Below are 9,019 nucleotides of genomic sequence, written 5' to 3' on the forward strand. Positions count from 1 at the left end.
CCGGGTCGGGGTCGCCGCCTTCGCCGCCGCAGCCCGACCGGTGGTCGAGCTGCCGGTGGCCTTCCGCGCAGGGGCCTTCTTCGTGGGAGCCTTTTTCGCGGGGGCCCTCTTGGCTGTGGTCTTGCGCGCCGGTGCCGTGGTGGCGACCTTCTTCACCGCCGAGCCGGTCCGACCTGCGGTGGTGGACTTCCGCGCCGCAGAGGTGACCTTGCGGGCGGCGGTCGAGGCCTTCTTCGCCGCCGAGGTGGTCTTGCGGGCCGCCGTCGAGGTGGCCTTCTTCGTCGCCGTCGTCGCCTTACGGCCCGAACCCGTGGTGGCCGTCGTCGACTTGCGGCCCGAACCCGTGGTGGCCGTCGTCGACTTGCGGGCTGAACCTGCCGTCGCCTTCTTCGTGGCCGTCGTCGCCTTACGGGCCGAACCCGTGGTGGCGGTCGCCGTCTTGCGGGCCGGCCCCGTCGTCGCCGTACGGGCGGTGGACTTCGTCGCAGTCGCGGTCGCGGCCTTGCGAGCCGGGCCGGTCGTCGCACTGCGAGCTGAGCCGGTCGTCGCCTTACGGGCCGAACCGGTGGTGGCCTTGCGGGCCGAGCCCGTGGTGGCCTTGCGGGCCGAACCGGTGGTGGCCTTGCGGGTGGAGGCCGTCGCCGCCGTCGTGGCCTTGCGGGTGGAGGCCTTCGCGGTGGTGGTCTTCGTCGCCGGGGCCCGCTTGGCGGTGGTCTTCCTGGCCGGGGCGGTCGCGGCGGTGGTCTTCTTCACCGGGGTCCGGCCGGTGGCACTGGCACGGGCCGGGGCCTTCGCCGTGGTCGTCGTGGTGGACCGACGCGTCGCTGTGGACCGGGCCGCGCCGGTCGCCCCGCCCGGGGACCGCTTCGCCGTGGTGGTCTTCGTCGGGGTCGTACGTTCGGCGGCCGGGCGGGTGGTGGCCTTCTGTGCTTCGGCCATCTGGGTTCCCTCCTTGGGGACATGCTCTCGCGTGGCTCCGCACGGAGCACGGAGTTCCTCGACGCGGGCCGTCCCGCGCCGTCTATTCGTCCTCCCCGGCCCAACGGGCGTCCTCGGCCTCCCACGCCTCGTTACGGTCCTGCACGTTCTGCAGGGCGTTCTCGGCGTCGGCGGCAGAGGAGTACGGGCCGAGAACGTGTCGCGCGGGACAGGTGTCCTCGCCGGTCTCGACCCGGTGGTGTCGGGTGCACCAGAAGTAGCTCCCGTCACGTCCGCTGTCGCTCATGGGATCACTGTGCACCGCACGACGCCCGGCCGCCACCGGTTCCGGGAAAAGTCGTGGATGTCTTCCACAATAGACCTGGTCCGGGGCGTCCCGGGACGGATCGGCGAAACGACGGGCAGCGGAGAAACGATCATCAGAAGTAGGGTCGACGGATGGGTGTACCGGACTACATCGCGGGGCTGCGCAAGCATGTCGGCCACGACCTCGTCTACGTTCCCAGCGTCAGTGCGGTGATCGTCGACGAGGGCAGGATCCTGCTCGGCAAGCGCTCCGACGACGGCCGGTGGTCGCTGATCAGCGGCTTCGTCGACCCCGGTGAGCAACCGGCGACCGCAGTGGTGCGCGAGGTCGCGGAGGAGACCGGGGTCACCGTCGCCCCTCAGCGGCTCACCAGCGTCGTGTCGCACACCCACCGCTACCCCAACGGGGACCTGTGCGAGATCCTCAACCTGGCCTGGCGGTGCCGACTGTTGGAGGGCGTCGCCCGGGTCAACGACGACGAGTCCGAGGCCGTCGAGTGGTTCCCGTTGGAGCGCCTCCCCGCCCTGGACACTCTCGACCGGCTCATCATCGAGCACGCCCTGCCCGAGGAGGGACCGACCTGGTTCGTCCCGGCGGAGGCCAGGTCGAACGGCGGGTCGGACGCCAGGTCGAACGGCGGGTCGAACGGCGGGTCGAACGGCGGGTCGGACGGCGGGTCGGACGGCGGGTCGAACGGCGGGTCGGACGGCGGGTCGGACGGCGCCGACACGCGTCGCACCGGCTCCGGGTTCGCCGCCCGGATCCGCTAGCCGGGACAGCCGGGCCGGATCCGACAGCCCAGACAGCAGGCCGGAGGAGATCACTAGCAGAAGCAGCAGGCCGGAGGCCATCCACCGCAGCGGCGGACCCACCCGTCCGCCGGTCGTCCACCGTGATCCGCTCAGTCCGTTCGGGGCTCACGAGGTGCGGATCCGGCAGGTGGTGTGCAACTCTCGCTGTGCCTCAGCGCCGGGGGCGTCGGAGAAACCCGACGGACCCGCTCTACGCTGCCCAAGCACACTCGTCAGCCGACTTCTGGAGGCAACGTGGCCAACCTCGACACCGCTCTCAAGGACGCCATGACCATCGACGGCGCCATCGGCGTCGCCCTGGTCGACTACAACAGTGGAATGACCCTCGGCGTGGCCGGTGGGACACCGGAGATCGACCTCACCATCGCGGCGGCCGGCAACACCGACGTGGTGCGCGCGAAGCTGCGTACCATCGAGATGCTCAAGCTGAACGACGACATCGAGGACATGCTGATCACGCTGGGCAACCAGTACCACATCATCCGGCCTCTGCACAGCCGTACCGGCATGGGTCTGTTCCTGTACCTGATGCTCAGCAAGACCCGGTCCAACCTGGCGCTCGCTCGGCATCAGCTGCGCAGCATCGAGGAGCAACTGGAACTGTGAACAACGGCGACACCTTCCTGCCCCGTCGCACCGCGCAGCGACTGGACGCACCACCACCGCCCCGACTCCCTCCCTCGCTGGCCGGCAACATGTCGTTGCCGTACCCGGCGATCGGTCGGGAGTTGGCCGAGCTGCGCCTGCAGATCCCCGGGGTCCAGGGGAGTGTCCTCGGCGGGGTGGACGGGCTGCTCATCACCCATGACGTACCGCCCGGCCTCGACCCCGACGACCTGGCCGCGATGGCGGCTACCACCTACGGCCTGGGCCGCCAGGTCAGCCTGCGACTGGGGCAGGGCGTGTTCAGCCAGTCCACCGTCCGCAACCAGGCAGGCTACTTCAGCGTGTACGCGGTGAGCGCCCAGGCGCTGCTGGCCGTTGTCGGCCAGGACGCGATCAACGTGGCCCGGCTGCACCTGCACGCTCCGCCGGTGGCCGAGCGGCTGGCCGCGCTGCTGACCCAGCAGTGACATGCACCCGGAGGTCGGCGACTACCTGACGAGGCTGGCCGGCACCGCCGGTGACCTGCTCGGCGACGAACTGGTCGGGGTGTGGGCGGCCGGTTCGGTGGGGCTCGGGGCGTACCAGCCGGGACGCAGTGACGTCGACGTGGCGCTGGTCAGCGCCGACGCACTGGACACCACGGCCCGGTCCGCCCTGGTGGCCGCGCTGCGGCACGAGGCCCTGCCCTGTCCGGCCCGGGGGCTGGAGCTGGTCTGCTACCGCCGGGAGGTGGTCCGCTCCGGCACCCCCGAGCCCGGGTTCGAGTTCGAGGTGAACACCGGGCGGGACATGCCGTCGCGGGTCACCCTCGCCCCGGCCGACCGTCCGGCCGCCGACGGCCTGTTCTGGTACGCCCTGGACCGCAGCATCCTGCACCAGCACGGGTACGCGGTCCTCGGGCCGCCGGCCGCGACGGTCTTCGCCGACGTCTCCCCCGCCGACCTGCACCGGCTGCTCGTCGACGCGCTCACCTGGTGGCTCGCCCGTCCGGGGCCGCCCGACGACGCACCGGCGCCGGGGGCCGAGGACGCGGTGTTGGGGGCGGCGCGGGCGCTGGTCCGCGTACGCCACGGCACCTGGCTGTCGAAGGTCGACGCCGGTCGGCGGCTGATCCGCGAGGGCTACCCGGCCGGGCTGCTCGAACAGTGTGTGGCGGCGCGTCGGGGCGGACCGCCGCCGGGCGGGGCCACCGCCCGCGCCTTCCAACGCCGGATCCTGGCCGAGTTGGGCGACCCCACACTATGACCCTAATCTTATATATTCCCAGGTTTAAATGTTTCGATAGGCTCCTCCCCAGGATCGCGGGCTGACGCCCCAGGGCCACCGCCCTGGCCCGGCCCGGTGGACAGAGGAGAAGATATGCCGCTCCCCCGCAGACTGGCCGCACTCGGCGTACTGACCGTGTCAGCCATGGCGACCACGATGATCGGGACCCCGGTGTCCGCCGCCCCCGCAACCGGCGAGGTCCGGTTGGCAGGTGGCGCCACCGCCGTGACGGACAGCTACATCGTCGTCCTCAAGGACAGCGCCGTCGGCGGCCGCGCCGGCACCCGGCAGGCCGCTGTCACCACCTCCTCCAGCAGCCTCGCCAAGAAGTACGGCGGCTCCGTCGCCCAGGTGTACGGCAGCGCCCTCAACGGGTTCGAGGTGCGCCTGACCGAGAAGGCCGCGAAGCGGCTCGCCGCCGACCCGGCGGTGGACTGGGTCGAGCAGAACCACACTGTCAGCATCCAGGCCACCCAGACCAACCCGCCGTGGGGCCTGGACCGCATCGACCAGACCGCCCTGCCGCTGAGCAACTCCTACACGTACAACAGCACGGGCGCCGGGGTCGACGCGTACGTCATCGACACCGGGATCCGGATCACCCACAACGACTTCGGCGGCCGGGCGATCGACGGCTACGACGCGGTCGACGGGGCTCTGCCGGCCGCCGACTGCAACGGCCACGGCACCCACGTCGCGGGCACCGTCGGCGGCAACACGTACGGCGTCGCCAAGGGCGTCCGCCTCATCGGCGTCCGGGTCCTCAACTGCGCCGGCAGCGGCACGATCGCCGGTGTCGTCGGCGGCGTCAACTGGGTCACCACCCACCACCAGCCCGGCCGGGCCGCGGTGGCGAACATGAGCCTCGGTGGCGGTACCAACCCGTCGCTGAACACCGCTGTCGCCAACTCGATCCTCGACGGCGTCAGCTACGCGGTGGCCGCGGGCAACAGCAACACCAACGCCTGCAACTCCTCGCCGGCCGCCGTCGGCACCGCGATCACCGTCGGGGCCACCCAGAGCAACGGCGCCCGGGCGTCGTACTCGAACATCGGGACCTGCGTCGACATCTTCGCCCCCGGGTCGGCCGTCCTGTCGGCCTGGTACACCAGCAACACCGCCACCAACAGCATCAGCGGCACGTCGATGGCGTCCCCGCACGTGGCCGGTGCCGCCGCCCGGGTCCTCCAGGTGAACCCGACCTGGACCCCGGCCCAGGTCCACTCGTACCTGGTCAGCACCGCCACCCCCGGCACCATCAGCAACCCGGGCACCGGTTCCCCGAACCTCCTGCTCTACGTCGCGCCCACCCTCTGACCCACACAGTTCACGGACGGCCCCGGGGCATGCCCCGGGGCCGTACCCGTTCGTCCCATATCCGACCGCCCGTGCGGCGCACCGCCCGTAACCGAACGCCCCACCCCCGGGTTTGACTACACGACGTGGCCGTGCGGGAGACGACCCCGGTCTCGACCTGGGGGTGAGCGGTGCGCAGAGTCCTCGCCAACCACGTACTGCTCGTCACCGCCCTCCTGATCCACCTGACCTCCCCCGCCCACCCCGCCACCGTCCACGCGTCGGACCACACCACCCCCTCCCCCTCGGCCACCGCTTCCTCCCCCTCGACCACCGCCCACTCTCTGTCGGCCACCGCTTCCTCCCCGGCGGCCACCGCCCACTCTCTGTCGGCCACCGCTTCCTCCCCGTCGGCCACCGCCCACTCTCTGTCGGCCCCCTCCGCCTGGCCGCCGACCGCCGACCCGTCCGACTCCCCCGGCCATTCGGCCGACGTCGACGCGGCCACCGCCACCCGGCCCGGCCCGAGCGCCGACGTCACCCCCGGGATGCCCGGCCGGACCGTCCGACTCACCATCGGCTGCGGCGGCAAGGCCTCCACACCCTCCACCCGCACCGGGCGGTACGGCCCCGGACCGGACCGCCGTACCGACTCGACTGCCACGCCGTCGGACCGACTCCGGTACGGCGTACCCGGGGAGCGGGGGCGCAACGCCGACGGCCGTCCACTGACCACAGCGCCCCGACCGAACGCGTCCCGGTCCCAGGTGATGCGCTGCTGACCGGCTCGCCCACCGGATCCCTGCCGACCTGACGGCATCCCGCCGCCCTCGGCACCCCGTCTCGGTCACCGACCGGTTCGACGGGCGCACCACGCCTCGGGACGACGCGCCCGAGCAGCCGACCCGCCTCGCCGACCACCATCCGGGCGAGCACCGCCAGCCGTCGACGGCACCCACGACCAACGCCCCGAGCACCCGTTCGCTTCGGAGATCCGGTAGCTCAGGCAGCCAACCGCTCGGGACACCTGTCGCCAGGGAGTAAGTCGCTTCCGGACAACCGGTCGCCTCGGACAACCGGTCGCCTCGGACAACCGGTCGCCTCGGACAACCGGCCGCTTGGCACAGCCGCGACGCGCGGGACCCCCGTCCCACCCCGGCCGGCACCGACGTCTGCCGGACCCGACCCACACCTGTCCTTCCGGCTCAACGACGAGGCGGACGCGCCCACCCGGCGACGGAGAGGTGCTCCGGGTCCCCCACTCTGCTGCCTTCCGGAGGTGGATCATGCTCGCTCTTCCGCGCCCCGACTGGGGTACGCTCCGCGCCGACCTGCCGGCGTCCATCGTCGTCTTCCTCGTCGCCCTGCCGCTCTGCGTCGGCGTGGCCGTCGCCTCCGGCGTACCGGCTGAACTGGGCCTGGTCACCGGCGTGGTCGGCGGCCTGCTGGTCGGGGCGCTGCCCGGCAGCAGCCTCCAGGTCAGCGGCCCGGCCGCCGGGATGACAGTGCTGGTCGCCGAGGCGGTGGACGACTTCGGCCTGGCCGGGCTCGGCACCATCGTCCTGGCCTGCGGGCTGCTCCAGATCGCCCTCGGTCTGTTCCGCCTGGGCCGGTGGTTCCGCGCCATCTCGGTCGCCGTGGTGCAGGGCATGCTCGCCGGCATCGGTCTGCTGCTGATCGCCGGGCAGCTGTACGTCCTCGCCGGCAGCACCACCCCGCACTCCGGGCCGGGCAAGTTCACCGGCCTGCCGGAACTCCTCGGCGACCTGGTCGCCAGTCCCACCGCGTTGACAGCGCTCACCGTCGGCGTGGCCACCGTCGCCGTCATGACCCAGTGGGACGCGTTGCGCCGACGGCTGCCCTCGCTGCGGATGGTCCCCGGAGCGCTGGTCGCTGTGGTGGTGGCGGCCGGGTTGACCGCCGGGCTCGACCTTCCGGTACAGACCATCGAGGTGGAGGGTCTGCTCGCGGCGATGACCCCGTCGTTCGGTCACTGGGAGCAGCTCACCAGCTTCGGCGTGCTGGCCGCCATCGTCACCTTCACCCTGGTCGCTTCGGCGGAGAGCCTGTTCAGCGCGGCGGCGGTGGACCGCCTGCACACCGGACCCCGGACGGACTTCGACCGGGAACTGGTCGCCCAGGGCACCGGCAACAGCGTCTGCGGGCTGCTCGGTGCCCTGCCGATGACCGCCGTGATCGTCCGAAGCTCGGCGAACGTGGCGGCCGGGGCGCGCAGCAAGGCATCCCGGGTACTGCACGGCCTGTGGCTGCTCCTCTTCGTCGCCGCCGCACCCACCCTGATCGGCCTGATCCCCCTCCCGGCGTTGGCAGCGGTGCTGATCCACGCCGGTTGCAAACTCCTGCCGGTACGGGAGCTGCCCGAGCTGTGGCGGGAACACCGGGGAGAGGCGATCATCCTGGTGGTGACCGCAGTGGTGATCGGCACCACCGACATGTTCACAGGTGTCCTGGTCGGTCTCGGACTGGCAGTGGTCAAGGCGGCCTGGGAGACCTCCCACGTACGGGTCACCGTCACCGACCGCGCGATCGGCCCCGACCTCGACTCCGGCCCGACGACCGAGGACGAGGCCGCCGCCGGTGACGGTCCCATCGAGGTGTCGATCACCGGCAACGCGACGTTCCTGCGATTGCCGACGATCCTCACCGCCCTCAACGAGCTTCCCGCCGACCGCACCGTCCGGCTCGACCTGCGGGGTCTGCGCCACGCCGACCACGCCTGCCGCACCGCCCTCGACCAGTGGGTGACCACCCACAACACCCAGGCCACCGTCCCCGTCCAAGTAATCCCCCCCACCCCCAACCCCTCCCCCACCCCTCTCCCTCCCACTCCCCTCCCTCCCCGATGATCCCCACCCTCCCCACCCTCCCCGATCCCCCCGACTCCCCCGATCCCCCCGACCTCCCCGATTTCCCCGATCTCCCCGGTGATCAAGGGATTTGCGTCATGATCAGCGCGAAATCTGACGCAAATCCCTTGATCAACCCTGCGAACCGGGGGGACGCCGGTGGGGTGGGTGGGGTGGGTGGGGTGGGTGGGGTGGGGTGGGGATAGGGGTGGATTGTGGGGGAAGTCGACTAGGTCCGGGTGGGGTGCTAACACCTCATCGTTGACGCTTTCAGCGTTTGGCCGCATCTCATGAATAGGTTAAAGCAGCGCGTTGAACCGGCAGTCACACCGTGTTAACGTCAGTCGATCGCTAAATCGGTGATCACAACCCGCTAGGCTCAACTGTTTTCGATGCCGAAGGGGGGTGTGAAATGGCGAAGTGGACCACGCCCGAAATTCGTCCGACCGACTTCTCGGCCGCGATGGGAGTTCCGGGGGCATGTGCCTGCGGCTGCGCCGGTGGCGCCGGCGCCGGTGCCGGATCGGGCGGCTAGGAGCAGCCTTCCGGGCCTCGGGTCTGTCGACCCGAACCGGTCGACCAGCGTCGACGCAGCACGGTCGGGCGCACGCCGGCACCCTCGCGGATCGCCCGACCGTGTTCACCACGAGGGGATGGTCATGCTCGTCGAATCCCTGTCGTCCGATTCCGTACCAGCAGATCTTGTCTATTTTCGGGATGGGAATCGCAATCTCGTCGTCAATCCCGAAATCGGCGGCTGGCAAATCTTGGACGACGCCGAACTGAATACGCTACGCCGGCTCGCCAATGGCCTCACTCTGACCGGAGACGACGAACCCGGATCCGATCGGGCCACCCACGACCCGGCCGCAGACGGGCCGGCCACCCACGACCGGGCCGCAGACGGGCCGGCCACCCACGACCGG

Annotated in this window: 10 protein-coding genes and 1 pseudogene; 9 read left to right on the plus strand and 2 right to left on the minus strand. The window is 71.3% G+C overall.

Annotated elements, in window-relative coordinates; translation table 11 throughout:
- Together ABT336_RS25645 and ABT336_RS25650 are read right to left on the minus strand one after the other, a co-directional pair.
- Nucleotides 1–939: hypothetical protein (locus ABT336_RS25645; RefSeq protein WP_350899886.1), on the minus strand; the 939-nt coding region annotated here is incomplete at its 3' end.
- Nucleotides 940–1,021: 82 nt separating this feature from the next.
- Nucleotides 1,022–1,225: a hypothetical protein gene (locus ABT336_RS25650; protein ID WP_350899888.1), complete on the minus strand. Its 204-nt coding sequence runs from the start codon at nucleotides 1,223–1,225 to the stop codon at nucleotides 1,022–1,024.
- A 152-nt stretch (nucleotides 1,226–1,377) separates the two neighbouring features.
- Between ABT336_RS25650 and ABT336_RS25655 the strand changes: the two genes are divergently transcribed.
- The 9 genes and pseudogenes from ABT336_RS25655 to ABT336_RS25690 form a co-directional block, all read left to right on the plus strand.
- A complete protein-coding gene (locus ABT336_RS25655) occupies nucleotides 1,378–2,016 on the plus strand; it encodes an NUDIX hydrolase (RefSeq protein WP_350899890.1) in 639 nt (212 codons plus the stop codon).
- A gap of 276 nt (nucleotides 2,017–2,292) precedes the next feature.
- Complete coding sequence (locus tag ABT336_RS25660; protein ID WP_350899892.1) at nucleotides 2,293–2,664, plus strand: hypothetical protein; 372 nt, start codon at nucleotides 2,293–2,295, stop codon at nucleotides 2,662–2,664.
- Nucleotides 2,661–3,131: a roadblock/LC7 domain-containing protein gene (locus ABT336_RS25665; protein ID WP_350899894.1), complete on the plus strand. Its 471-nt coding sequence runs from the start codon at nucleotides 2,661–2,663 to the stop codon at nucleotides 3,129–3,131. The genes ABT336_RS25660 and ABT336_RS25665 overlap by 4 nt, the downstream gene beginning before the upstream one ends.
- Before the next feature lies 1 nt (nucleotide 3,132).
- Nucleotides 3,133–3,909 (plus strand): nucleotidyltransferase domain-containing protein, encoded by a 777-nt coding sequence (locus tag ABT336_RS25670; protein ID WP_350899896.1) that lies wholly within the window; start codon nucleotides 3,133–3,135, stop codon nucleotides 3,907–3,909.
- A gap of 114 nt (nucleotides 3,910–4,023) precedes the next feature.
- Nucleotides 4,024–5,247 (plus strand): S8 family peptidase, encoded by a 1,224-nt coding sequence (locus tag ABT336_RS25675; RefSeq protein ID WP_350899898.1) that lies wholly within the window; start codon nucleotides 4,024–4,026, stop codon nucleotides 5,245–5,247.
- A gap of 170 nt (nucleotides 5,248–5,417) precedes the next feature.
- The gene (locus ABT336_RS25680) at nucleotides 5,418–6,008 is read left to right on the plus strand and encodes a hypothetical protein (RefSeq protein ID WP_350899900.1); all 591 of its coding nucleotides are present in this window, start codon (nucleotides 5,418–5,420) and stop codon (nucleotides 6,006–6,008) included.
- Between the two features lie 504 nt (nucleotides 6,009–6,512).
- Nucleotides 6,513–8,093 carry a SulP family inorganic anion transporter gene (locus tag ABT336_RS25685; protein ID WP_350899902.1) on the plus strand — a complete coding sequence of 527 codons (1,581 nt, stop codon included), beginning with the start codon at nucleotides 6,513–6,515 and terminating at the stop codon, nucleotides 8,091–8,093.
- Between the two features lie 412 nt (nucleotides 8,094–8,505).
- Nucleotides 8,506–8,628 carry a hypothetical protein gene (locus ABT336_RS27615; RefSeq protein WP_502891268.1) on the plus strand — a complete coding sequence of 41 codons (123 nt, stop codon included), beginning with the start codon at nucleotides 8,506–8,508 and terminating at the stop codon, nucleotides 8,626–8,628.
- A 124-nt stretch (nucleotides 8,629–8,752) separates the two neighbouring features.
- Nucleotides 8,753–9,019 (plus strand): annotated as a pseudogene (locus tag ABT336_RS25690) (hypothetical protein); the annotation flags it as partial.

Source organism: Micromonospora sp. NPDC000207 (assembly GCF_040300925.1).
GTDB lineage: Bacteria > Actinomycetota > Actinomycetes > Mycobacteriales > Micromonosporaceae > Micromonospora.